This window comes from Streptomyces sp. NPDC057424 (assembly GCF_042803315.1).
Taxonomy (GTDB): Bacteria; Actinomycetota; Actinomycetes; order Streptomycetales; family Streptomycetaceae; genus Streptomyces.
Window position 1 is genome coordinate 25,063 of the sequence record NZ_JBHVCP010000057.1, and the last position, 24,663, is coordinate 49,725.

A 24,663-nucleotide genomic window follows, 5' to 3' on the forward strand; every position below is an offset into this window, starting at 1 on the left:
GGCACCCGGAGACTCGCGCCGCCGCCTGCCTCCGCCCACACCCCCTATACTTCTACATGATTGTAGAAGTAAGCTCGCGCACATGAAGGAGCGACCCGTCCCGCCTCCCCCCGGAGGACCGCACCGACTTCGAAGCCGCACTGCACCACGCCCTGGGCACCGTGGCGCCCTGGGCTCCGGCCCGACCGGCCGGGCGCCGGCACACCTGCGCGCCCACGCGCTCACCCACGCCGACGAGATCGCGGCGTCGGGCGACGAGCCGTACCGCCCCTGCCTCGCCGTGCGCCGGACCGCCCGGCACGAGGCGCGGGGCCCGCTCGGCACGGGCAGTCCGCTGCCGTCCCTCGTGGTGCTCACGCCGCTCATGGCGGGCACGTCCGCCGTGGCGCTGCTCCTGACCGGCGGACTGCTGCACGTCGCCGACGCCCTCGGCCCGTTGCCCGGATCGCTCGTCGCGGCCGGCTGGACCCTGGCGCTCGTGGCAGCCCTGACCGGCCTCGTCCCCCTGGCCGCCCTGCTGCACCGGGCCCTGCGCCGGCGCGACCCACCCCCGACCGCCGACCAGGTGGAGCACGCCCGCCTGGTCTGGCGGCAGGAGCTTCTCGGCCGCGGGAAGCCGTCCCGCCTGCGCCCGCGCCGAGTGCCGCATCCCGAGACGGTGATCACACCGTGCTCCCCGCCCGATACGCTCACGCCGTGCCCGGCCCGGGCGAGAGAGGACAGGACACCATGTTCGGACTGAGCGAGCTCGCGATCATTCTCATCGTCGTCATAGCCGTCATCGGGATCAAGAAGCTCCCCGAGCTGACCCGCTCGGCCGGCAAGGCGGCCCGCATCCTCAAGGCCGAGGCCCGCGCGGCGAAGGACGAGGAGGCCGGTACGGCCCCCGCGCCGCGGACGGTCCAGGGCGAGGTCGTCCCGCCGGGCACCGGCACGACCCCGCCCGGTGCCCGGGAGGCGGGCGCCCCGGACCGTCCCTGATCCGTCCCCCTGACTACAGCGTGCGCTCCAGGCGGTCGGCCACGAGCTTGACGAAGCGCGCCGGGTCCTTGGGCTGGCCGCCCTCGGCGAGCACCGCCAGGGTGTGGAGCAGCTCGGCGGACTCGGTGAGCTCCGCGCGGTCCTCGCTCGCCTGGTACGCCTGGTGCAGGCCCTTCACCAGCGGGTGGCCGGGGTTGAGCTCCAGGATCCGCTTGGTGCGCGGCACCTCCTGGCCCATCGCCCGGTACATGTTCTCCAGGGCCGGGGTCAGGTCGTGCGCGTCCGAGACGATGCAGGCCGGGGAGACCGTGAGCCGCGTGGAGAGGCGGACCTCCTTGATGTCCTCGTCGAGCTGCTCCCGCATCCAGCCGAGCAGCCCGGCGTACTCCTCGGCCTGCTTCTCCCGCTCCTCGCCCGCCTTCTCCTCGTCCTCGGCGTCGAGGTCGATCTCGCCCTTGGCGACGGACCGCAGCTTCTTGCCCTCGTACTCGCCGACGGCGTCGACCCAGACCTCGTCGACGGCGTCGGTGAGCAGCAGGACCTCGATGCCCTTGTCCCGGAACGCCTCCATGTGCGGGGAGTTCTCGATGCTCTGCCGGGACTCGCCGGTGATGAACCAGATGGCGTCCTGGCCGTCCTTCATCCGCTCCACGTACCGCGCGAGCGTGGTCGGCTCGTCCTCGGAGTGCGTGGTCGCGAACGAGGAGACGGCGAGGATGGCGTCGCGGTTGTCGGAGTCGGTGACCAGGCCCTCCTTCAGGGCGGTGCCGAACTCGCGCCAGAACGTGCCGTAGCGGTCGGCGTCCTTGGCCATGAACTCCTTGACCGTGGACAGCACCTTCTTGGTCAGCCGGCGCTGCATCATCCGGATGTGCCGGTCCTGCTGCAGGATCTCGCGGGAGACGTTGAGCGAGAGGTCCTGCGCGTCGACGACGCCCTTGACGAAGCGCAGGTACGGCGGCAGCAGCGCCTCGCAGTCGTCCATGATGAAGACGCGCTTCACATAGAGCTGGACACCGCGCTTGAAGTCCCGCGTGAACAGGTCGTGCGGGGCGTGCGAGGGGACGAAGAGCAGGGCCTGGTACTCGAAGGTGCCCTCGGCCTGGAGCCGGATCGTCTCCAGGGGCTCGCGCCAGTCGTGGCTGATGTGCTTGTACAGCTCGTGGTACTCGTCGTCGGACACCTCGTCGCGCGAGCGCGCCCACAGGGCCTTCATGGAGTTCAGCGTCTCGGGCTCGGGCGCGCCCTCCCCGTCACCCGCCTCCGGGACCATCCGGATCGGCCAGGTGATGAAGTCCGAGTAGCGCTTGACGATCTCCCGGATCGTCCACTCGGAGGTGTAGTCGTGGAGCTGGTTCTCGGGGTCGGCGGGCTTCAGGTGGAGCGTGACGGACGTGCCCTGCGGCGCGTCGTCGACCCGCTCCAGGGTGTACGTGGCCTCGCCCCGCGACGTCCAGCGGGTCCCCTGGCTCTCGCCGGCCCGCCGGGTCACCAGCGTCACCTCGTCCGCCGCCATGAAGCCGGAGTAGAAGCCGACACCGAACTGGCCGATGAGCCCCTCGGCCCCGGCCGCGTCCTTGGCCTCCCGCAGCTCCTCGAGGAACGAGGCCGTCCCCGAGTTGGCGATGGTGCCGATGAGCTGCCCTACCTCGTCGTACGACATGCCGATGCCGTTGTCCCGCACCGTGAGGGTGCGGGCCTCCTTGTCGACGTCGAGCTCGATGTGCAGGTCCGACACGTCGGCGTCGAGGGAGTCGTCCCGCAGCTTCTCCAGACGCAGCTTGTCGAGTGCGTCGGATGCGTTGGAGACGAGCTCCCGAAGGAAGACATCCTTGTTCGAGTAGACCGAGTGGATCATCAGCTGGAGCAGCTGACGCGCCTCTACCTGGAACTCAAACGTTTCGGTCGTCATGGTTCGCGAATCCCTCACAGGTCCCACAGTCGCCTGAACTCGTGACTGTCACTTTAAGACACCAAGTCAGGCCGGGGCCCCGGAAGTCAGACGAGGTGGGCGAAGACGACCAGGTTCTCGGTGTAGTCCCGGGCCTGACGGTCGTAGGAACCCGCGCAGGTGATGAGCCGGACCTGGGCATCCGGGGTGTCGCCGTACACCCGGTCGCTGGGGAAGGCGTCCTTGTCGTAGGACTCCGTGGCGTCGACGACGAAGGTCGCCTTGCTGCCGTCGGCCCGCGCCACCTGGAACCGGTCGCCCTTCTTCAGCTCGCTGAGCCCGGCGAACACGGCCGGAGAGGTCGTGGTGTCCACGTGCCCGGCGATGATCGCGGTACCGGCTTCGCCGGGTGTGTGGCCCTTGGCGTACCAGCCGACGAGGTTGGTGTCGTCCGGTGGCGGGGGCTCCAGTTGCCCCGAACGGCCGATGGCGAGGTCGGTGAAGGGCGCGTCGACCGAGATCTTGGGGATGAGCAGCCGGACCGGCCGGGATCGCGGCAGATGCGGGCCGGACGCGGCGGGCCGGTGCGGCGTGGCGGACGTGGGCGTGTCGGGGACGGCCGAGGTGGCGGCCACGGCCGGGGGCGCGTGCGGCGGGCCGGCGGCGTCCGGCGACTCACCGCGGCCGCCGAACAGGCTCACGGTCAGGGCGAGGGCGGCCGCCGCCCAGAGCACCGTCACGACGGTGCGGAACCGCCGCTTCGGCGGTTCGGGGCCGGGGTCGGGGTCGGGAAGAGCGGGGGGACGGGGCGCCATCAAGGACCACCTCATTCGGGCACGACAGCGGGCACGGCACGCGGGAGGACGAGCCGGGCCGCCGCGACGTGAGGGGCACGTGCGGCGGCCACGGCGGTGATGCGGTCAGGCGTCGGTCATACGGTGCCCCGCGAGGCCTTCTGGCGACGCAGCGCGTACAGGCCGGTGCCGGCCACCGCCAGCGCCGCCAGCCCGCCGGTGGTCACGCCCGGCGCGGAGGCCAGCCCGCCACCACCGGTGTGCATGCCGCCGCGCGGCTTGTCGTGCTTGTCGTGCTTGCCCTCCCAGGAGCCCTTCTCGTGCCCGTCGTGCTTGCCGTGCTCCTCGTGCTTGCCCTCTCCGTCGCGCTTGTCGCCCCAATCGTCCTTGTCGCGCTTGTCGCCGTAGCCGTCCTTGTCGTGCTCGCCGTCCTTGTAGGTGTCCGGGTCGTGCTTGGGGTTGTCCCAGTCGTCGTCCGCGTTCACCGCGGCCAGCGCTCCGCCACCGGTGTGCATCCCGCCGCGCGGCTTGTCGTGCTTACCGTGCTTGTCGTGCTTGCCCTCCCAGGAGCCCTTCTCGTGCCCGTTGTCCTTGCCGTGCTCCTCGTGCTTGCCCTCTCCGTCGCGCTTGTCGCCCCAATCGTCCTTGTCGCGCTTGTCGCCGTAGCCGTCCTTGTCATGCCCGGAGTCCCAGTCGTCGTCCGCGGTCACGGCGGCCAGCGCTCCGCCACCCGTGTGTACGCCGCCGCGCGGCGCGTGGTGGTCGCCGTCCTTGTGGTGCTCCTTGCTGTAGGAAGTGGTGTCGTGGTCCCGGTCACCCATCGTCTCGGCGTAGGCGGCGGGCGCGGTGATCGCGAGGGCGGCCGTGGCAGTGGCCGTCGCGAGCAGCATGCGGGCAGAGCGCATCGGTGAGTCCTTCCGTCGCGAGCCGGGCAGCTGACGCCTCGCCAGCTCACGAGACCCGGCCTCGACGTGAACCACCGTCAATCACACCGGGCCGTCCCACCATCCGGGGCGTTCACACGGGTTACGACGGCACTCTGACGGCCGCACCCCCCACACGTCCGGCCGACACCGGACGGACCGGGGCCCGCCCGTGTCAGCGCCGCCCGAACCCCCGGGGCGTCATGCGGGCCGGGTCCGGATCGGCCAGCTGGGCCGCCATGCCGACGAGGACCAGCCCGCCCGCGATGAGCAGCCCCTGGGCCAGAGCGATACCGCAGGCCAGCACGGCGACGCCGAGTGCAAGCCCCCACCAGGCTCCAGTCCGCCGGTACTCCCGGGGCCGGACGGGGCGGCCGGCTCTCATGGCCCGGGTGAACCGGGGGTCCTCCCGCTCGAGTCGTGCTTCGAGATCGACCAGACGGTGGTTTTCGGACTGGGGCACGGCTTCTCCTTCCCGGGTCCCGAGCGCTTCGAGGCAGGGCACGGCCGAGGCCATGACAAGTCCTGGGGTGTCGGGCCCTGTGGCGGTGCGGAGGGAGGCAGGCCGCCGAGGCGGCGGTGCGGCCGGCCGCGGCTGTCCCGCCAGGGCGTCAGCTTCTCCCTCCTCCAGCGGCGTCCGCCTCGGGCCCCACCCTCATCCTTCCCGGTGGCCGCCTCCCATGAACGCCGGGCCGACAGACGGGTGTTCGATCCGGGGATGGGTGCTGTCACGGAGGGCGGCCCGCGTCCCGGGCGGCGCTCACGCTGGGTGAGGGACGGTGTCGAGGAGGTGTACCCGGGTGGCCTTGTTCTGGCAGATCTTCCTGCTGAACGCCCTCGCGCTCACGCGGAGCCAGCGCTGCTGCCGGGTCCGGTGACCGTGTCCAGCCGGTTCTGCTCACCGGGGCCGCGGTGCCGGCGGTGGGGCTCGGCGCGAGGCTCGTCGCGAAGATCCCGGTGCTGCGAGTCGCTCTCGCCCCGCTCCAGCGGCTGACGCGGGCCATGGCACCGGCCGGCCCGCTGCGTCCGGACGGCCTCCGGCGGACGGCGGGCAGGCGGAGGTCGCGGAGCTGATCACGCCCCTCAGCACCGTGGTCGGCCGTCTCGACGAGGAACGGGAGCGCCCGGGTGCCGTCCGCCCAGGAGGCCGAGCGGCGCCGGATCGCGCAGGAGCTGCACGACGCGGTCGGCCGGACCCTCACCGGCGTCCTGTCCGGACCGGAGCGCGTGGCCGGTCTGGGGCTCCCCGGGCTGCTGTAGGAGCTGCGCCAGGTGCAGGAAGCGCCCCGGGCCGGTCTGGGCGAGGCACGCCGCATCGCCCGCCGGCTGCCCCGGGACGCTGGACGGACTCGGTCCGGGAGATGCGTCCAAGTCCCTCGCCACCGGCCTTCGCCGCGCCATCCTGCCCGTAGGGCACCGGCTCGACGCGGACCTGCCGACGCCCGGCCGGGAGGCCCGACCGGGCTCTACAGGGTCGCGCGGGGGAGGCGCTGACCATGGTGGCCCGGCACGCCGGGTCCCACGCCGAGATCGCTCGGGTCCGAAGGCGAAGAAGAACACGCGCACGGTGCCCGTACCCGTCACCCTCGGTGCCCGCGCCCTTCACCATCGGGGCCCGCAATCACCTCGGGGCAGGGGCGGCACCATGTTCGACGAGGCCTGGCCCGTCACACCTGCCGGTGGGCGATGCCCAGCAGGCTCGCGGCCGCCTGGAAGTCGGCGCCGTGGTGGCCCACCGCGAGGGACCAGTGGTGGCCGACGCCCGTGGCGCTCCAGGCGTCGACCCATTCGCCGGGATCGCGGCCGAAGTCGACCCGGCTGGTGGTGTTGCCGATCTCCAGCAGCGGGCCGGGGACGACGGTGCCCTCGGAGGTGATGAAGGACAGGCTGCCATCGGCGTCCTGGCCGAGGCCGAGCAGGGTGACCGGCCCGTGCTGGACGTCGAACTCGACGCTCACGCCCCAGCCACGTTTGCCGTGGTAGACGCCGAGCCCCCGCAGCAGCGGGTCGCGGGCGCTCACGGCGAGGTGGGCGGGTCCGTCGTGGCCCATCTCCACCACGCCGTCCTCGAAGTTGAGGGCCTGGATCTCGGTGAAGGAGCCTCCGGCGCCGGCACTCTGGGTGGCGAGCTGTGCGACGGACGTGCGCAGTTCGTACTCGCCGGCCGCGGGCACGCCCCGGGCGGTGAGCAGGGAGGCGCCGAGGATCATGCCGGCGCCGAGTCGCTCGTGCAGTTCACCGTCGAGACCGCGGTGGTAGTAGGCGAGGCTGTCGAGTCCGAAGTCGGCGACCAGGAGGTCCAGGGCGACGGACACGGTCGCGCCCCAGGCGAAGTCCTCCTCCACCACGCTCTCGTCGAGGGTGAAGACCTGCCGGGCCAGCGCCATCCGCTCCCGGGTCTCCGTCTCGGTCACGCGTTCCACGCGGTGCCTGAGGTCGTCGAACTCCAGGACCTCCACGTGCGAGCCGAACGTCGTGGCCAGCAGCGTCGGATCGGTCTGCACGTCCAGCATGCCGGGGTACACGTGCCCCATGAGGCCGTGCCGGGCGTGCCGGAGGGCGGCACGGATGTGCGCGGCCCGGATCCACTGCTCGATGCGCCGCCAGGCGGACTCCTGCCGCAGCCAGCCCGACACCGACCGGAAGGGGATGCCGGCCCGCCGGAAGACGTTGCCGACCTCAGGGACGGGGCACTGCCCGCAGTAGGCCAGCCAGGCCCCGGTGTCGAAGGCGGCGTGGTCCATCTTCTCGGACGGCTGGAGGTCGATGACAAGGACCGGCGTGTGCGAGCGCTGCGCGATCGGCAGCACCATCGACGAGGTGAGGTACGTCGTCAGGAACAGCACGATCAGATCGCAGTCCGCCCTGCGCAACTCCTCGGCGGCACGCGCTCCTTCCCGGGCGTCGGAGACGAACCCGGCGTCGGTCACCTCCGCGTCCATCCCCCGGAAGCGTTCGGCGACGTAGGCGGCCGACTCCTTGAGCTGCGGGAGGAGGCCGGGGAACTGCGGCCAGTACGTGCCGAGTCCGCCTGCGACCAGTCCGATCCTGGTGCGGCGCCGAGCGACCGGCGGGAGCAGGTCGTGCAGGGCGGCGGTCCGTACGGCCGTGCGGTCCGCGGTCGTTGCCATGGTCAGTGCTCCTTGTCGGAGGGGCCGGCGGGCCAGGTGCTGGGGACGCGCAGGTCCTCCCCGTCCCGCACGGCGCTCGCGGAACGCGGGACCAGGACGCGGATGATGAACACACCCGCGAACGCCGCCGCCGTCATGCAGGCGGTGATCGTCCAGAGCAGGACGGACGGGCTGTGGTCGGCCAGGGCGGGGGTGAAGAACGCGGCGACCGCGAACACGCCCCGGGACAGGGCGTAGGTGAGGCCCTGGGTGGTGCCGCGGGTGTCCGCGGGCAGCGTGAGCTGCGACCACACCTTGTAGTTGGCCTCTCCGGCGAAGGGGTTGGAGATCTGGTAGAGCACGAAGAAGACGAGCATGCCGACGAGTGCGCCGGCGGTCAGGGACGCGATGACGAAGGCGAGGATCTGCACCACCGCGGCCACGTGGAACAGCCGGTCGCGCCAGGGGGTGTCGGCGATCCGCACGAAGGCGAAGGTCAGCAGCACGCCGATCGGGATGAAGGCCAGGTTGATTCCGGTGGCCAGGCTCTGTGAGGCGTCGCTGACGGTGACGAGCAGATAGGTGCCGAACTGGCCGAAGGTGTTGGCCCCGAGGCCCCAGGTCACGTAGAAGACGAACGTCGCGGCCATCGGCAACAGGGCCGCTCGCGTCCAGACGCTCTTCAGGGAGGCGTCCTCCGGGGCGGTCCCGGGATCCGTCCCCGACGGCTCGTCGGACAGCTTCAGCCTCGACCGGAGAGCCCAGGTGACGAGTGCGGCGACGGCCAGTTGCCCGGTGATGAGCCGGGCCCCGGTCATGCCCGTGGTGGACAGGACGAAGCCGAGGAAGATGGCGACGGCGATCCCCAGCATCCACATGACCTGCGTGAACGCCACCAGCCTGCCCCGGGCCCAGGGGGGCGCCGCGTCCGAGACCACGGCCAGGGACGTCGGCAGGTCGGCCCCGGCCGCGAGCCCCGCGACGAGAACACCGATCAACAGGGTGACGTCGTCCGGCGCGAGCGTGATGACGAGGGCACCGATCGCGAAGCAGAAGATGTCCCAGTTGTAGACGCGCCGGCGGCCGAAGAGGTCGGCGAGCCGTCCACCGACGAGGGATCCGACGGCGATGCAGCCGGTGACGATCGCGCTGATCGCCCCGGCCATCCACACGCCCATGCCGTAACTGTCCCGGTAGATGGCCAGGTTGACGGAGATGCTCACGATCAGACCGGCGTCGAGGTAGGAGGCCATGCCCGACAGGGCGGCGGCCTTCCAGAGCGGTGGGGGGATGGGGCGGGTACCGGCCATGATGCGACTCCGTCGTCTGGTGACATCGCGGTTCCGGGGGCCTGGTCGCAGCGAATATAGGGCGAGAAAAACGTTGCAACAAGGTGGCGTGCACGCATAGGTGACATGACGTCGGATCCTTCGGCCCTGCACCGGCATATGGCGTGTCCGCTCCAGCTCGCCTACCGTGACAGTGGCCTCAAAACGTTTCAGGGGAAGGACCGTGTCCGTGCTCTCCCCCGAGCTCCGGCAGCTGTTCGACGACCCGCCCCGCGACTTCGGCCCCACACCCCTGTGGTGGTGGTCGGGCGCGAAGGTCACCCGTGAGCGACTCGCCTGGCAGCTGCGGGCGTTCGCGGAGGGCGGGGTGCACAACCTCGTCGTGATCAATCTGGCTCCGGCCGGCCCGGCGTTCGGAGCCCGGGCCGACGATCCGGTGTGGTTCGGCGAGGAGTGGTGGGCACGCTTCACCGACGCCTGCGAAATCGCCGCTGAGCTGGGAACACGGCTGTGGTTCTACGACCAGATCGGGTTCTCCGGAGCCAATGTGCAGGGCGGTGTGACACGGCGTCATCCCCAAGCGGCCGGACTCGCGCTGCGCTGGCGTGATGTGCGCGTCTCCCGGGGCGCGGTCGCCCTGGCGGATGCCGAGACGCCGCTGGCCGCGTACGCGGGGCAGGGCCGGCGGCTCGACCTCGCCGTGGACGGGCGTCTCGCGGCCCTCGACGGAACCGACGTGCGGCTCGTCACCGCCGTCCCCACCGCGTTCGACTACCTGGACCCGCACGCCGTCAGTCGGCTGATGGACGCCGTCCACCACGAGTACGACCGCCGCGTACCGGAGTATCTGGGCACCGTCATCGCGGGCAGTTTCCAGGACGAACTGCCCGGCACCAACGCCTGGAGCCGGCGTTTCGCCGACGAGTTCCGCACCCGGCGCGGCTACGACCTGCTCGACCACCTGCCGTCCCTGTTCGGCACGGACGCCGGGGTGCCGGAGGGGAAGGTCCGCGCCGACTACTACGCGGTCCGCGCCGAGCTGACCGAGGAGGCCCTGTTCCGGCCGCTCGCCGCCTGGCACCGCCAGCGCGGCCTGCTGCTGGGCAGCGACCAGAGCCACCCCGCCCGCGCGGGCTACCCGGCCCAGTCGACGCAGATCTACACCGACTACTTCCGCACCCACCGCTGGTACGGCGCCGCGGGCAGCGACCACCACGGCGATGCCAAGGTGCACTCCTCCATGGCTCATCTCTACGGCCACGAGCGGGTCTGGATCGAGGCGTTCCACTCCTCCGGCTGGGGCGGCACGCTGGAGGACACCTATCACTGGCTGCTGCCGTTCCTGCGCAGCGGCGCCAACCTCTACAATCCGCACGCCAGTTACTTCGGCACTGCGGGCGGCTGGTTCGAGTGGGCGCCGCCGTCCACCGACTGGCGCCAGCCCTACTGGAAGCAGTACCCGGCGTTCTCCCGGGCGGTGGCCCGGATCTGCTCGATCATGTCGTGGGGCGGCTACGCGGCCGACGTGGCGGTGCTGCATCCCACCGCCACCATGCAGGCCCTCGTCCCGCTGGACGCACCCGTCCGGCACTTCGGCGACGGGCGGCTGGGCGACGGCCACACCGACGCCGACCAGACCCAGCGGCACTACCTGGACCTGTGCGGCACGAACAACTGGCTCGGGCCGCACACCGGTGCCCTGGACCGGCGCGGGATCTCCTTCGACGTCGTCGACGACGACTCGGTGCAGCGCGCCGAGGCCACCGACGGCGCTCTGCGGATCAGGAACCTGGCGTACGGCGCGGTGCTGCTGCCCTCGGCGAGCGTGCTGGAGGAGGACACGGCACGCCGGCTCGCTGAACTGCTCGACGTGGGAGGGCGGGTCGTGGTCGTGGGCCGTCCGCCCGGCACGGCCGCCGGCCGGTCCGGTGACGACTCGGTGGTGGCGGCCCTGCTGGCGCATCCCCGGCTGGAGCGGGTACGCGACCCCGAGGCCGCCGCCGAGACGGTGGCCGATCTGGCCGGGCAGGCGACAGGCGATGTACCGCTGCTCGTCCGGCGCAAGGGGAACGAGGCGGTGGCCCTGGTCACGGCGGCCTTCCCGGAGATCGGCGCGCATCCGCTGCGGCCGCCCGGCTCCGTCCCCAAGCTCGCCGGCACCGTGCACGTCACCGTCCGGGCCCGCGTCGCGGAGGCCGAGGTCTGGAACCCGGCGACCGGCTCCCGCCGCCCGGCCCGCGTCACGGTCTCCGGCGGCGGCGCCCCGTCGGCCGTCGAGGTGCCGCTGGACGGCGCCCCCGCGGCCTTGGTCGTCTGGCGTGAGGGTGATCCCGCACCAGCGCCGTCCGCGCGGGGGACGGCGGTCCGGTCGCTCGACGTCTCGGCCGGCTGGCACGGACGGCTGGTCCCCACGATGGACAACACCTGGGGCGATCTGGCGCTGCCCCCGCGAGCGTCCGTGGAGGAGCCGCAGATCTGGACCATGGAGTGGACCGAGGGCACGGTGCGGGAGCGGACCCGGGCCACGTACGGCAACCGGGTCCGGGTCCTGCCCCCGGTGCCGCCGGAGCGGGCGCCCGAGCCACTGGACGCGGCATGCGTCGAGCGGGTCCTGGCCGGTGAACTGCCCCTGGTGCCGCCGGACTCGGACCGGGAGTGGGAGGTCGGGGTGTACTCGTCGAGCCGTGGCGTCCCGGACCAGGGCGGGTTGCTGGGCACCAAGGGGCTGGTGAACGAGGAGTTCGTACACGTCCCCGTGCCGGCCGGCGGAGCGGCCGCCCGGGTCCGGGCGATCGTGGAGACCGGCTGTCGGGGGCCCGCCGAGCTGCACGTCGGCGCGGAGGCGGTCAAGCGGGTGTGGTGGAACGGGGAGCTGCTGGTCTCGTACGGCGGCGGCTATCTGGCCACCGTCCCGGTCGCCGTGACCCGCGGCCGCAACGTGCTCGAGTACGAGCTGTCGGACGCCCAGGACCGGCCCTCGGCGATCTCGGCCGCCGCCGGTACGCCGCTCGGCAGCTTCTTCTGTCTGTCCGAGCCGGGCGGGCTCGGACCGCGCCCGCGGTTCATGCGCCCGCCCGACGGGGTCCGGCCCGACGGCCGGGTCACCTACCGCGCGCGGCTCCGCGTCCCGGCCGGTGACGCGCGGGCGGTGCTCGTCGTGGGTGCCGCCTCGGCGGTGACCGTGCTGCTCGACGGGGACGTGGTGGCGCGGCAGGAGAAGGTGGAGTACTACGAGGCGGACTGGGGCGCCGTGCCGATGTTCTTCCGTCACGAGCCGGGGTTCGGGGCGGGCGAGCACACGCTGGAGGTCGTGGCCGACAGCGCCGATGCCCGGGACGCGGTCTTCGTCGACCTGGTCGCGGAAGCGGGTCCCGAGGTGACGGCCCTGGTCAGTGGCGGCGGCTGGGAGGCCGAGACGGGCGCGTGGCGGGGCCGGACCGTCGAGGACGAGCGCAGGCGGGGCGAGTTGCAGCACTGCCATGCCGCCGTACGGCCGCACCCGCTGCCGGAGACCGCGTGGCTCAACGGCCGTCCGGTGCTCGGCGGTGCGGTATGGCCGTCGCGCTCCACCGATGACGTCCGGGCGTCGCCGCAACGCTTCCGGTTCACCGCGCCGGCGGGAACGGTGTCGCTGGAGCTGCCGTTGGCGCTGCCCGCGCGGGTGCGGGTCGGGGGCCGAGAGGAACTGGCTTTGGCGGGAGACCAGGTGACGCTCCCTGAGCCGCTCGCGGCACCTGCTCCGGTCGAGGTGGTCACCGAGCCCACGGCGGTCCTGCGGGGCGGTTCGGCCTGGCGCGGGCCGGTTCGGGTGCGGACCGTACCGGCGCCGCTGGCGCTGGGCGACTGGCGCGAGCAAGGGCTGGGCAGTTGGAGCGGGGGCGTGACGTACGCGCGGTCGGTGGACGTGCCTGCCGGGCCCGATCCGGTGCTGGATCTGGGGCGGGTCCGGGGCAGTGTGGAGGTGTCGGTCGACGGGGAGTTCGCCGGTGAGGCGTTCTGCTCGCCGTACCGCTTCCCGCTGCGCGGAGCCGCCGGGCGGAGCATCCGGCTGGAGGTGACGGTCCGGGGCACGCTGGCGCCGTATCTCGCGGAGGCCACGCCGACCGCCTGGGCTTTCCCGTCCCAGCTGCCGTCGGGGCTGTGGGGGCCGGTGACGCTGCTGATCCCGGCCGAGGGACAGGGGCTGCCGTCTGGACCAGGTCGCAGGGCATCGGCGGCATCTCATCAGCACCGGTGAGCGGGGGCTGGTGCGTGCGCCGCAAAGCGGAGGAGCCGGCAGGTCGTGGAGTCGATGTTCACGGCCCACTCCTGCCGGTCCGCCTGGCGGGCAAGCGCCCCGTCCGGGTCGCCGGCATCCGCCTCGATCTGTAACTCCTCAAGGACGGCCTGCCAGGTGCCGTCGGCCGACCAGCGGCGGTGACGTTCGTAGACGGTCTGCCAGGGACCGTACCGTTCGGGCAGGTCAGGCCAGGGCACCCCGGTCCGGGCCCGGAACAGCACCCCGTTGATCGCCCTGCGGTGATCCGCCCACTGCCCGCCCGGTTTGCCGTTGCCGGGCAGGAGGGGCTCGATCTTCTGCCACTGCGCGTCCGTGAGTTCGTGTCGCCGCACCATACGGGCGTCCTGCCCGGCCAACCACGAGATCCACCCAGCCCACCAAGAGCCATCAGAAACGGCCTAGTCCTCGGAGGGCGTTCGGGTGGAGTCGCGCAGGACGAGGCCGGGGGCGAAGACGCGGGTCTCGTGGAGGTGGTCCGCGCGGGCCTCGATCTCGTCGAGCAGCATCTCGACGGCCGCCCGGCCGAGATCCTCGACGGGCTGCCGGACCGTCGTCAGGGTCGTCGCTCCGAAGGTCGCGACATCGAGGTCGCCGTAGCCGACGACCTGCACGTCCTCGGGGACGCGCACACCTCGTTCGGCCAGCCCCCGGCACAGGCCGGCGGCGAGGAAGTCGTTGGTGCAGAACACCCCGTCGGGCAGGTCCTTCAGCCCGTGGGCGATCTCCGTGCCGTACGCGACGGTCATCCGCGCGGCGACGACCTGGCCGATCCGGGCCTCGCGGCGGCTGCGCACGGCCTGCCGGGCACCCTGGTGGCGGTCGGCGCACTGGCGGATGCCGCGCTCGCCGTTGACGACGAGGATGTCGCGGGCCCCGCTGTCCAGGAGGTGCTGTACGGCGATGCGTCCGCCGGCGATGTCGTCGACGGACGCCGAGCAGCCCTCCCGGTCGGGCATCGCGCGGTCGGCCAGGACGAGCGGGATGCCTCGCTCGCGCAGCCGGGCCAGCCGGCCCGGGTCGGCGCTCAGCGGCACGACGACGACACCGACGGCCCGCTGCTCGACGAGCATGCTGAAGTAGCCCTGCTCCCGTTCCGGGGCGTCCCCGCTGTGGCAGAGGACGAGGGAGTAGCCGTGGTCGTAGGCCGCGTCGGCGGCACCCCTTGCGATGCGTGCGTAGAAGGAGTTGGTGACGTCGGGCAGTACCAGGCCGATCGCGGAGGAGTGACCGGTGCGCAGGCCCGCCGCGCCCGGGTGCGGGACGTAGTCGAGCGCGGCGACGGCGACGCGGACGCGTTCGGCGGTCCGGGCGGTGACCCGCTCGGGACGGTTGAGCACGTTCGACACCGTCGACACCGAGACACCGGCGGCTGCGGCGACGTCCTGGATGCGGGCGGGGCGTGCCGAAACGGCGTCCACCCCCTCGCTGTTGCAGCCGCGCGACCAGGCACGACGATGGCCTTCATGGGCGCCGCAAGTATATCGTGACCGGCCGTGGAACGTTTTTTGCGTGGCGGCACAGCGGACGACGGGAAGCAGGAGCCGTCCAGCGCGGCCCAGGATTGGACCAGGAGTGCCGACGGCCCGTCAACGGTGCTCGGGGGGCCGCCTTCCCGGCGCCGCGACACCGCCGGACGCCGCCGCGTCGATCAGGCGGCGGAAGGTGGAGCACTCCAGGTGGCTGGGCGCGGGGCAGGCGGCGGCGTGCCGCAGGGAGTCCCGCAGGACGCCCAGTTCGCGGATCCTGTGGTCCAGTTCCTCCGCCCTGGCCGACAGCATCCGCCGGTCGATCCGCGGCTGCCCGTCCGGCGTGAACATCTGCCCGATCTCGTCGAGCGAGAACCCGGCCGTCCGCCCCAGCGCGATCAGCGCCAGCCGCTCCAGCACCCCGGGGTCGAACTGACGCCGCAGGCCGCGCCGTCCGGTCGAGGCGATCAGCCCCTTCTCCTCGTAGAACCGCAGCGTCGAGGCGGGCACTCCGGCGCGGTGCGCCACCTCCGCGATGTCCAGGTCTGTCATTGTCTTGACCTCAAGTCGACTTGAAGTAGAACGCTGTCATCCCGTCCCGACGAAGGCAAGCAGAGGGAGAGACACGACAATGGATGCCTCGCACAGGTCCGACGACGAGCAGGCCGCCCGCTGGAACGGACCGTCCGGCCGTGCCTGGGTGGATCTCCAGGGGGTGCTGAACGAGATGTTCCGGCCCATCGAGGAACTGCTCGTCGACGCCGTGTCCGCCGAACACGCGGGCCGCGTGCTCGACGTCGGCTGCGGCACGGGCGGTATCACCCGGGCCGTCGCCCGTAGGGTCGGTCACTGCGTCGGGGTCGACATCTCCGGCCCGATGATCGAGACGGCCCGGGCGCGCGCCGAACAGGAGGGCGTACCGGCGTCCTTCGTCCAGGCCGACGCGCAGGAGTACGCGTTCGAACCCGGCGTCTTCGACGCCGTCATCTCGCGCTTCGGCGTCATGTTCTTCAGCGACCCCGTGCGGGCCTTCGGCAATCTGCGGAGCACGGTGAGGGACGGGGCCGGGCTGCGGTGCGTCGTGTGGCGCGGCCCGGAGGAGAACCCGTTCATGACGACGGCGGAACGCGCCGCGGCCCCGTTCCTGCCGGAGCTTCCCGCCCGCCGGCCGGACCAGCCGGGCCAGTTCGCCTTCGCGGACCCACAGCGGGTCCACCGCATCCTGGCGGAGAGCGGCTGGGCCGGGATCGACATCCAGCCGGTCGACGTGGTCTGCGCCCTGCCCGAGAAGGAACTCGTCCCCTACTTCACCCGGCTCGGTCCGCTCGGCACGGTCCTGCCCGGGGCCGACGAGCGGACCCGGGCAGAGATCGTCGAGGCGGTCCGCCCCGCCTTCGACCCCTTCGTGCAGGGCCCGGAGGTCCGCTACACCGCGGCCTGCTGGACGGTCTCGGCGCGGGCCGCCGATGCGAAAGTTTCGTGAGGTCCGGTCCTCTTCTGCGAGCGCGGACGACCGGCGCACACTGAGATCACGATGACGCAGAAGAGAGCCCTGGTGGTCCGAGGCGGCTGGGAAGGGCACCAGCCGGTCGAGGCCACGGAACTGTTCCTGCCCTTCCTCCGGAGCAACGGGTACGCCGTCCGGGTCGAGGAGTCGACCGGGATCTACGCGGACGGCGCCGAGATGGCCGGCACCGACCTGGTCGTGCAGTGCGTGACGATGTCGGAGATCACGCGCGAGCAGGTGGCGGGGCTGAGCTCCGCGGTCGTGGCCGGCACCGGCTTCACCGGCTGGCACGGCGGCATCGCCGACTCGTTCCGCGCCTCCTCGGACTATCTCCACCTGGTGGGCGGGCAGTTCGCCACGCATCCCGGCAAGGAACCGTGCGAGCGCCGGGGTGAGGCGGCGGACCACTTCCTGCCGCACACCATCAGCCTCACCGAGGCGGGTCGCGAGCACCCGGTCACGGCGGGCATCGAGGACTTCGCGCTGGACACCGAGCAGTACTGGGTGCTCCACGACGACCTCATCGACGTGCTGGCCACCACCACGCATCCCACCCGGCCGTGGCAGCCCTGGCACCGGCCGGTCACCTCACCGGCGGTCTGGACCCGCCGGTGGGGTGCCGGGCGGGTCGTGGTGACGACACCGGGGCACAGCGTCGACGTGCTGGAGCACCCCCACGTCCGCACCATCATCGAGAGGGGCATGCTGTGGGCGACGCGCACCGCGTCGGGGTCGTAGGGCTCGGCGTCATCTCCCGCGCCTACCTGGACACGCTCGTCGACCATCCCGGCGTGCGCGTCACCGCGGTCGCCGACCTCGACGCCTCCCGGTCGGCCGCGGCCGCCGCCGAACTGCCCGGTGCCCGGGCGCTGACGGTCGAGGAGCTGCTGAGCAGCCCGGACGTGGACACGGTGCTGAACCTGACCACCCCGGCAGCGCACGCCGGGATAGCCCTCGGGGCGATCCGTCACGGCAAGAACGTCTACGGGGAGAAGCCTCTCGCGGCGGGCCTGGAGGACGCCCGGGCCGTCCTGGAGGCCGCCGCGAAGGCGGGCACCGGTGTGGGCTGCGCCCCGGACACCGTCCTGGGCACGGGAGTTCAGACCGCGCGGGCGGTCGTGGAGGCGGGGGTCATCGGACGCCCCCAGTTCGCCTCGGCCGTGATGGTCACCGCGGGCCACGAACGCTGGCATCCCCACCCCGACTTCTACTACACCGCCGGCGGCGGCCCGCTGCTGGACATGGGGCCGTACTACCTCTCGTCCCTGGTCCATCTGCTCGGGCCGGTGCGTGCGGTGACCGGGGCGGCCGGGAGGCTGCGCGCCGAGCGCGTCATCGGTTCCGGCCCGCGGGCGGGCGAGCGCATTCCGGTCGAGGTGGACAGCCATGTCTCCGGGGTGCTGGAGCACGTGAACGGGACGCTGACGACGCTCACGACGAGCTTCGACGGCGTGGCCACCACGGCCGCGCCGATCGAGGTCCACGGCGAGACCGGCACCCTCTCGGTCCCCGACCCGAACCGCTTCGACGGCGAGGTACGCCTCCACGCGCTCGGCGACACCCGGTGGCGCGCCCTGCCGGCGTCGGCGGGCTACGAGGACGGCGCACGCGGCGTCGGACTGCTCGACTTCCTCACCGCTGACGGACAGCGGGAACCGCGCGCCAACGGTGAACTCGCCCTGCACGTACTGGAGACGATGACCGCTCTGCTGCGGTCGGCGGCCGAGGGGCGGCGGATCGCGCTGGCGACATCGGCGCGGGTGCCCGCCCCCGTGCCCCTGACGGCTGCGGCGCGGTGGCACGGCCGGCCCGCCTGACGTCAGTCCACGGGCCAGGTGTGGGCGGGCGCGTTCATGTGCATGTAGTCCATGTACGTCCTGGTCATCTGCCGCAGGGCCTCCCGCCGGTCGGAGATGCCGGCCTTCTCCAGGTGGTGCACCATCTCAGCCTGCCACAGGGCGCCGTTGCGGGCGGTGACGCAGCGCTGCTCGATGATGCCCAGCAGGGGTTCGCGCCACGCGGTGTCCATACCGGTCCGCTCCAGGCCCCGGTGGGCAAGGGGCAGCAGACGCCGCAACACCAGTTCCGTTACGGGCACTTCGCCCACGCCGGGCCAGTACAGGCGGGCGTCGATGCCGTCGCGGGCCGCGGTGTGCAGGTTCTCCTCGGCGACCGAGAAGGACATCCGCGTCCACACCGGCCGGTCCTCGTCGACCAGGGCGCGGGTCAGGCCGTAGTAGAAGGCGCCGTTGGCGATGATGTCGGCCACCGTGGGACCGGCGGGCAGTACCCGGTTCTCGATGCGCAGGTGCGGGCCGCTGTCGGTGACCGCGTAGATGGGGCGGTTCCAGCGGTAGATGGTGCCGTTGTGGAGGGTCAGCTCGCCCAGCTGGGGGATGCCCCCGCTGTCCAGCTCCTTCTGCGGGTCCTCGTCCTCGCACAGCGGCAGCAGGGCCGGGAAGTAGCGGACGTTCTCCTCGAAGAGGTCGAAGACGCTGGTGATCCAGCGTTCCCCGAACCACACCCGGGGCCGAACACCCTGGGCCTTGATCTCCTCGGGGCGGGTATCGGTGGCCTGCTCGAACAAAGGGATGCGGGTCTCGCGCCACAGCTCCTTGCCGAACAGGAAGGGCGAGTTCGCCGCGAGGGCGATCTGCACGCCCGCGATGGCCTGAGCCGCGTTCCAGTACTGCGAGAACTCCTTCGGGTCGACCTGGAGATGGAACTGGGTGCTGGTGCAGGCGGCTTCGGGGGTGATCGTGTCGGCGTACGTCGACAGACGCTCCACGCCGTCGACCTTGATCCGCAGGTCCTCGCCCCGGGCCGCGAAGATCTGCTCGTTGAGCAGCCGGTACCGCGGGTCGCCGGAGAGCGCGGACCCGCTGACGTCCGGCTCGCCCAGGGTCGGCAGGATGCCGACCATGATCAGATGGGCGCCCACCGCAGCGGCACGGTCCTCGGCGTGGTTGAGGGCGTCACGGATCTCCTGCTCCCAGGAACCGGGGCCGCCGGCCGTCAGCTGCCGGGGCGGGATGTTGATCTCCAGGTTGAAGCGGCCCAGCTCGCTCGACCAGGCGGGATCGGCGATCGCCCGGAGCACGTCGGTGTTGCGCATCGCGGGCAGTCCGGCGTCGTCCACCAGGTTGAGCTCGATCTCCAGCCCGACCTGGGGGCGCTCGCTCTCGAACCCCGACTCGTGGAGCATCCGGGCCAGCACCTCGAGGTCGGTGTGCATCTTCTCCCGGTACCGACGGCGGTCCTCCCGCGTGAACACCAGGGCCGGCACGTCGCGTCCCATGTGCCCTCCTGCGCTCCTCCGGCGGATACGTCCGCTCCCAGCGATGGGTCTCGTCCCAGAGTCGCACCTTGTCCCCGCCTCCGCACCCACCTGGCCTGAGTTTGTGCCGCAAATAAACAAACCCGAACGCACAGTGACGTGCCGGGCAACGGCAACTCCCTGTCCCGGCTCCGCATCGCGCTCACCGTCTTCTTCGCCCTCGACGGCTTCGTCTTCGCCGGCTGGGTCGTGCGCATCCCCGCCATCAGGGCGCAGACCGGCGCCTCCGCGCCCTCGGCCTCGCCCTGCTGGGCGTCTCCGCCGGGGCCGTCACCACCATGACCCTCACCGGGCGCCTGTGCCGCCGCTACGGGGAACCACCGGGTCTCCGTCGGCTGCGCGGTCCTGCTCTCCCTCAGTGTCGCCCTGCCCCGCTGTACCCACTCGGCGCTCGCCCTGTGCTTCGTCCTGTTGCTCTCCGGAGCCGCGTACGGCGGGATCGACATCGCCTTCAACAGCGCGGCAGTCGATTTCGTGGCCGCGCTGCGGCGGCCGGTCATGCCGAGCTTCCACGCGGCGGCCAGCCTGGGCTGCACGGCCGGAGCGGGGCTGGGCGGGCTGGTCGCGGGGGTCCTCTCCCCCACGCCGCACCTGCTGCTGCTCACGCTCGTCGGCCTGCTCGTCACCACCGCGGCAGGCCCCACGCTCCTGCGGCACGAGCCGCCTGCACCCCCGGAGCGGGAGCTTCCCGCCGAGGGCGCCCCGCGCCGCCTGGACGCCCGCACCCGGGGGCTGGTGATCGTCTTCGGCCTCATCGCGGGGTGCACCGCGTACGGCGAGGGGGCGCCGGCCGACTGGGGCGCCCCGCACCTCACACAGGACCTGCACGCCTCGGCGGGTGCCGCGGCCGCGGGCTACTCCTGCTTCGCGCTGGCCATGACGGTGGTGCGGCTGACCGGCACCATGCTCCTGGAACGCCTGGGCCGGACCCCGACCGTCGTCGCCGGCGGCACCACCGCGGCGGCCGGAATGCTGCTCGGCGCCCTCGCCCCCTCCCTCTGGGCGGCCCTCCTCGGGTACGCGGTCACGGGCATCGGCCTCGCGAACCTCCTCCCCGTGGCCGTGGAACACGCGGGCGCCCTCGCCGGGCCCAGCGGTGTCGCCACGGCCTCCACCCTGGGCTACGGGGGCATGCCCCTCGGCCCGCCCGCGATCGGCTTCATGGCGGACTGGTTCACCCTGCCGGCCGCGCTGACCAGCGTGGCGGTACTGGCGGCGGCCGTCGGAGCGCTGGTGGGGGCGGCCGCGCGGCGGGCGGCCGGGGGCTGAGCGGGGGAGGCCGCCAGGGGGGATGCCGGTGATCCTGGGTACCCGTGGCCACGCCCGTTGTGAACACCGGGCCGTACGCCAAGTGCAAGGAGGCAGACCCGTGACCGGACAGCAGCACCCCGGACAGCAGCACCCCGGAGAGCAGCACCCGACCCCGGAGTTTCCCTCCCAGGACCAGCCGCACCCCGGTTGGACGGGGCCGATGGACCCGCCCCCGGACCACGGTGAGGAGTCCTACCGGGGCAGTGGCCGGCTGGCCGGTCGCAAGGCCGTGATCACCGGCGCGGACTCCGGGATCGGCCGCGCGGTCGCCCTGGCGTTCGCCCGCGAGGGAGCCGACGTGCTGTTCACCCATCTGGATGACGAGAAGGACGACGCCGCCGAGACGGCCCGGCTCGTCGAGGAGGCCGGCCGGCGTGCCGTGCCCGTCTCGTGCGACGTGCGGGAGGAGGAGAACTGCCGGGCGCTGATCGACCGCGCCGTGGACGAGTTCGGCCGGATCGACGTCCTCGTGAACAACGCGGCGTACCAGATGTCCCAGCCCGACGGCATCGAGGCGATCACCACCGAGCAGTTCGACCAGGTGCTGCGCACCAACCTGTACGGCATGTTCTGGCTGTGCAAGCTGGCCCTGCCGCACATCCCGGAGGGAGGCAGCATCATCAACTCCACGTCGGTGCAGGCGTACAAGCCCAGTCCCCATCTGCTGGACTACGCGACGACGAAGGGCGCGATCGTCACGTTCACGCAGGGGCTGGCGCAGATGCTGATCGAGAAGGGCATCCGTGTCAACGCGGTGGCACCGGGCCCGGTGTGGACACCGCTGATCCCGGCGACCCTGCCGGACACGCAGGCGTTCGGCAAGCAGGCCCCCATCGGGCGGCCCGCGCAGCCTGCCGAAATGGCTCCGGCGTACGTCTTCCTCGCCTCGCAGGAGGCGTCGTACATCACCGCCGAGATCGTCAACGCGACGGGCGGGACGCCGCTGCCGTAGCCACCGGAGCCGGCCGCCGGAGATCCCCCGGGCCTGGAGGGCGCTTCATGCGGCAGACTCGGCGCCATGAAGACCGCCGAGTTCCTTCAAGCACTGGAGACGGAAGGCCGGTTGCTGGCCGCGGCCGCCGAGGAGGCCGGGACCGACGCGAAGGTGCCGACGTGCCCCGAGTGGCAGGTGCGCGATCTGCTGCGGCACACGGGCGCCGTGCACCGCTGGGCCGCCGCCTACGTGGCCGAGCAGCTCACCGAACGCCGCCCACTGGTGGAACCCACCGACCTCGACGGCGCGGAGCTCGTGGACTGGTACCGCGACAGCCACCGGCATCTCGTCGGCACGCTGGCGGGCACCTCGCCCGACGTGGAGTGCTTCGCCTTCCTGCCCGCGCCGTCCCCGCTGGCCTTCTGGGCCCGGCGGCAGGCGCACGAGACGGCCGTGCACCGGGTCGACGCGGAGTCCGCACGCGGGGGTGACCCGACCGGCGTCATGCCCGAGTTCGCGACCGACGGCATCGACGAACTGCTGCGCGGTTTCCACGCCCGCTCCAGGAGCCGCGTGCGCACCCCCGAGCCGCGTGTCCTGCGGGTCCGCACGGAGGACACCGGCGCGGTGTGGACGGTACGGCTGTCACCGGAGCCCCCCGTGACCACGCGGGACGCGTCCGGGGCGGCCGAATGCGAACTGTCGGGCCCGGCCGAGCAGTTGTATCTGGCGCTGTGGAACCGGGCGCCCCTGCCGAGCGCCACGGGCGACCAGGCGCTCGCCAGGCTGTGGCGGGAGGCGTCGGCGATCTGAGCGGCTGCCGACGGGCGATCAGCCGTCGGTGAGCATCCGGGCCAGTACCGCGCGCTGCACGGGAAGCACTTCGCCGTGCAGCGCGCGTCCTTTCGCCGTGAGGCAGACCTTCACGCCGCGCCGGTCCTCGGGACACATGCCGCGCTCCACGAGCCCCTCCTTCTCCAGCCGGGCGATCAGCCGCGACAGCGCGCTCTGGCTCAGATGGACCCGCTCGGAGATCTCCTGCACGCGGTAGGACGGCGTGCCGCTCGGCGTCCGGCACCCGGCGAGGACGTCGAGCACCTCGAAGTCGCTGGCGCACAGGCCGTGGCCGTGCAGTGCACGGTCGAGTTCACACTGCGTACGCGCGTGCAGCGCCAGAATGTCCCGCCACTGTTCCACGAGCGCCTGCTCGGCCTGCTGAGCCATGCGCCGCACCGTAACAGAGAACCGAGATTGTTGCACCTGAATTAAATGCATTTGCATCTCATGCACGCGCATGTAGTGTCCCCGTCATGACCTCTCCGCTCATCTCCCCCACGTCCGAGGGGCGTTGGACTCCACGGCTGTGGGGAACCCTGCTCGTGCTCTGCGCCGCGATGTTCCTGGACGCCCTGGACGTGTCCATGGTCGGCGTCGCCCTGCCCTCCATCGGCGCCGACCTCGGCCTGTCGACCTCGGCGCTGCAATGGATCGTCAGCGGCTACATCCTGGGCTACGGCGGCCTGCTGCTCCTCGGCGGACGTGCGGCCGACCTGCTGGGCCGGCGTCAGGTCTTCCTGGTGGCCCTCGGCGTCTTCGCACTCGCCTCGCTGCTCGGCGGCCTTGTCGACTCGGGGCCGCTGCTCATCGCCAGCCGCTTCATCAAGGGCCTGAGCGCGGCCTTCACGGCCCCCGCCGGCCTGTCGATCATCACCACGACGTTCCCCGAAGGCCCGCTGCGCAACCGCGCCCTGGCCGTCTACACCACCTGCGGCGCCACCGGCTACTCGATGGGCCTGGTCTTCTCCGGCCTGCTCACGGAGGCCAGTTGGCGGCTCACCATGCTCCTGCCCGCCCCCGTCGCGCTGATCGCCCTGCTCGTGGGCCTGAAGCTGCTGCCGCGCAGTGGACGCGAGCGCGGCGAGGGCGGCTACGACATCCCCGGCGCCGTCCTCGGCACCGCCTCGATGCTGCTACTCGTCTTCACCGTCGTCGAGGCGCCCGAGGTGGGCTGGGGCGCGACCCGCACCGTCCTGTCCTTCGCCGCCGTGGCCGTGCTCCTGGCGGCCTTCGTCGCCGTCGAGCGGCGCAGCCCCAGCCCGCTGATCCGGCTCGGCGTGCTGCGCTCGGGGCCGCAAGTGCGCGCCCAGCTCGGCGCATTGACGTTCGTCGGCAGCTACATCGGCTTCCAGTTCCTGGTCACGCTCTACATGCAGCAGCTGCTCGGCTGGTCCGCGCTGCACACGGCCCTGGCCTTCCTGCCGGCGGGCGCGCTGGTGGCGCTGTCCGCGACGAAGGTCGGAGCCGTCATCGACCGGTTCGGCACGGCCCGGCTGATGGTGCTGGGCTTCGCGCTGATGGTCACCGGGTACGTGCTGTTCCTGCGCGTCGACCTCGACCCGGTCTACGCGGCGGTGATCCTGCCGACGATGCTGCTGGTCGGCTCCGGCTTCGCGCTGACCTTCCCCTCCCTCAACGTCCAGGCCACCAACGGCGTGGACGAGCACGAGCAGGGCATGGTCTCCGGGCTGCTCAACACCTCGGTCCAGGTCGGTGGCGCGATCTTCCTCGCCGTGGTGACGGCGGTGGTGACCGCGAACGCCCCCGAGCAGGGCAACGCCTCCCCGCAGGCCGTCCTCGACAGCTACCGGCCCGGGCTGGTGGTCGTGACGCTCGTCGCCTTCGCCGGACTGCTGATCACCCTCACGGGCCTGCGGACCGGACGGAAGCAGCAGTCCGTCGTCGTCGCCAAGTCCACCCCGAAGGAGGCGGAGCGCGTCACCGTAAGCGACTAGTAGTGCTTGGTCAGGTCGGTGTGCGGGTGGGTATGTCGCGGTTGCAGGT

At 72.3% G+C, this 24,663-nt stretch carries 20 protein-coding genes and 2 pseudogenes; 11 read left to right on the forward strand and 11 right to left on the reverse strand.

Annotation, left to right across the window (positions count from 1 at the left end; translation table 11 throughout):
• The first annotated feature begins 82 nt into the window (after positions 1-82).
• Positions 83-742 carry a hypothetical protein gene (locus ACFU3E_RS31635; protein ID WP_384165962.1) on the forward strand — a complete coding sequence of 220 codons (660 nt, stop codon included), beginning with the start codon at positions 83-85 and terminating at the stop codon, positions 740-742.
• Entirely contained in the window at positions 730-981 is a 252-nt protein-coding gene (locus tag ACFU3E_RS31640) for a twin-arginine translocase TatA/TatE family subunit (RefSeq protein WP_384165965.1), read from the forward strand. The genes ACFU3E_RS31635 and ACFU3E_RS31640 overlap by 13 nt, the downstream gene beginning before the upstream one ends.
• Positions 982-994: 13 nt before the next feature.
• Here the strand turns inward: ACFU3E_RS31640 and htpG are convergent, their stop codons facing one another.
• From htpG to ACFU3E_RS31660, 4 genes are all read right to left on the reverse strand, one after another.
• Positions 995-2,893 (reverse strand): molecular chaperone HtpG, encoded by a 1,899-nt coding sequence (htpG, locus tag ACFU3E_RS31645; protein ID WP_384165968.1) that lies wholly within the window; start codon positions 2,891-2,893, stop codon positions 995-997.
• A gap of 86 nt (positions 2,894-2,979) precedes the next feature.
• On the reverse strand, positions 2,980-3,687 hold the full coding sequence (locus ACFU3E_RS31650; protein ID WP_384165971.1) for a class F sortase: 708 nt from the start codon (positions 3,685-3,687) through the stop codon (positions 2,980-2,982).
• 116 nt (positions 3,688-3,803) lie between these two features.
• A complete protein-coding gene (locus tag ACFU3E_RS31655) occupies positions 3,804-4,571 on the reverse strand; it encodes a hypothetical protein (protein WP_384165974.1) in 768 nt (255 codons plus the stop codon).
• Positions 4,572-4,764: 193 nt separating this feature from the next.
• The gene (locus ACFU3E_RS31660; protein WP_384165977.1) at positions 4,765-5,052 is read right to left on the reverse strand and encodes a DUF3040 domain-containing protein; all 288 of its coding nucleotides are present in this window, start codon (positions 5,050-5,052) and stop codon (positions 4,765-4,767) included.
• Positions 5,053-5,717: 665 nt separating this feature from the next.
• Between ACFU3E_RS31660 and ACFU3E_RS31665 the strand changes: the two genes are divergently transcribed.
• Entirely contained in the window at positions 5,718-5,849 is a 132-nt protein-coding gene (locus ACFU3E_RS31665; RefSeq protein ID WP_384165980.1) for a histidine kinase, read from the forward strand.
• 407 nt (positions 5,850-6,256) lie between these two features.
• On the opposite strand, the gene ACFU3E_RS31670 is transcribed toward ACFU3E_RS31665, so the two are convergent.
• The gene (locus ACFU3E_RS31670; protein WP_384165983.1) at positions 6,257-7,720 is read right to left on the reverse strand and encodes an arabinose isomerase; all 1,464 of its coding nucleotides are present in this window, start codon (positions 7,718-7,720) and stop codon (positions 6,257-6,259) included.
• A 2-nt stretch (positions 7,721-7,722) separates the two neighbouring features.
• Entirely contained in the window at positions 7,723-9,009 is a 1,287-nt protein-coding gene (locus ACFU3E_RS31675) for an MFS transporter (protein WP_384165986.1), read from the reverse strand.
• Between the two features lie 208 nt (positions 9,010-9,217).
• On the opposite strand from ACFU3E_RS31675, the gene ACFU3E_RS31680 reads away from it, so the two are divergent.
• A complete protein-coding gene (locus tag ACFU3E_RS31680; RefSeq protein WP_384166023.1) occupies positions 9,218-13,225 on the forward strand; it encodes a glycosyl hydrolase in 4,008 nt (1,335 codons plus the stop codon).
• Between the two features lie 11 nt (positions 13,226-13,236).
• On the opposite strand, the pseudogene ACFU3E_RS31685 reads toward ACFU3E_RS31680, so the two are convergent.
• The 3 genes and pseudogenes from ACFU3E_RS31685 to ACFU3E_RS31695 all read right to left on the reverse strand — a co-directional run.
• A pseudogene (locus ACFU3E_RS31685) lies at positions 13,237-13,602 on the reverse strand (IS5 family transposase); the annotation flags it as partial.
• A gap of 63 nt (positions 13,603-13,665) precedes the next feature.
• Positions 13,666-14,685 (reverse strand): LacI family DNA-binding transcriptional regulator, encoded by a 1,020-nt coding sequence (locus ACFU3E_RS31690; RefSeq protein ID WP_384165989.1) that lies wholly within the window; start codon positions 14,683-14,685, stop codon positions 13,666-13,668.
• Positions 14,686-14,853: 168 nt separating this feature from the next.
• Positions 14,854-15,285: a helix-turn-helix domain-containing protein gene (locus tag ACFU3E_RS31695; protein WP_384165992.1), complete on the reverse strand. Its 432-nt coding sequence runs from the start codon at positions 15,283-15,285 to the stop codon at positions 14,854-14,856.
• 79 nt (positions 15,286-15,364) lie between these two features.
• Between ACFU3E_RS31695 and ACFU3E_RS31700 the strand changes: the two genes are divergently transcribed.
• The 3 genes from ACFU3E_RS31700 to ACFU3E_RS31710 are packed head-to-tail and all read left to right on the forward strand — an operon-like array spanning position 15,365 to position 18,057.
• On the forward strand, positions 15,365-16,216 hold the full coding sequence (locus tag ACFU3E_RS31700) for a class I SAM-dependent methyltransferase (protein ID WP_384165994.1): 852 nt from the start codon (positions 15,365-15,367) through the stop codon (positions 16,214-16,216).
• 51 nt (positions 16,217-16,267) lie between these two features.
• Positions 16,268-16,978 carry a ThuA domain-containing protein gene (locus tag ACFU3E_RS31705; protein ID WP_384165996.1) on the forward strand — a complete coding sequence of 237 codons (711 nt, stop codon included), beginning with the start codon at positions 16,268-16,270 and terminating at the stop codon, positions 16,976-16,978.
• The gene (locus tag ACFU3E_RS31710) at positions 16,948-18,057 is read left to right on the forward strand and encodes a Gfo/Idh/MocA family protein (RefSeq protein ID WP_384165999.1); all 1,110 of its coding nucleotides are present in this window, start codon (positions 16,948-16,950) and stop codon (positions 18,055-18,057) included. The genes ACFU3E_RS31705 and ACFU3E_RS31710 overlap by 31 nt, the downstream gene beginning before the upstream one ends.
• Positions 18,058-18,059: 2 nt before the next feature.
• Here the strand turns inward: ACFU3E_RS31710 and ACFU3E_RS31715 are convergent, their stop codons facing one another.
• Entirely contained in the window at positions 18,060-19,538 is a 1,479-nt protein-coding gene (locus ACFU3E_RS31715) for a glutamate-cysteine ligase family protein (protein WP_384166003.1), read from the reverse strand.
• Between the two features lie 138 nt (positions 19,539-19,676).
• Here ACFU3E_RS31715 and ACFU3E_RS31720 point away from each other — a divergent pair.
• From ACFU3E_RS31720 to ACFU3E_RS31730, 3 genes and pseudogenes are all read left to right on the forward strand, one after another.
• Positions 19,677-20,846: pseudogene (locus ACFU3E_RS31720) on the forward strand (MFS transporter).
• A gap of 100 nt (positions 20,847-20,946) precedes the next feature.
• The gene (locus ACFU3E_RS31725) at positions 20,947-21,840 is read left to right on the forward strand and encodes an SDR family oxidoreductase (RefSeq protein ID WP_384166006.1); all 894 of its coding nucleotides are present in this window, start codon (positions 20,947-20,949) and stop codon (positions 21,838-21,840) included.
• A gap of 66 nt (positions 21,841-21,906) precedes the next feature.
• Positions 21,907-22,635 carry a maleylpyruvate isomerase family mycothiol-dependent enzyme gene (locus ACFU3E_RS31730; protein ID WP_384166009.1) on the forward strand — a complete coding sequence of 243 codons (729 nt, stop codon included), beginning with the start codon at positions 21,907-21,909 and terminating at the stop codon, positions 22,633-22,635.
• A gap of 18 nt (positions 22,636-22,653) precedes the next feature.
• Here ACFU3E_RS31730 and ACFU3E_RS31735 read toward each other — a convergent pair whose 3' ends face one another.
• Complete coding sequence (locus ACFU3E_RS31735; RefSeq protein WP_384166012.1) at positions 22,654-23,046, reverse strand: MarR family winged helix-turn-helix transcriptional regulator; 393 nt, start codon at positions 23,044-23,046, stop codon at positions 22,654-22,656.
• Between the two features lie 86 nt (positions 23,047-23,132).
• Here ACFU3E_RS31735 and ACFU3E_RS31740 point away from each other — a divergent pair, with 86 nt between their 5' ends.
• A complete protein-coding gene (locus tag ACFU3E_RS31740; protein WP_384166014.1) occupies positions 23,133-24,614 on the forward strand; it encodes an MFS transporter in 1,482 nt (493 codons plus the stop codon).
• Positions 24,615-24,663 lie beyond the last annotated feature (49 nt).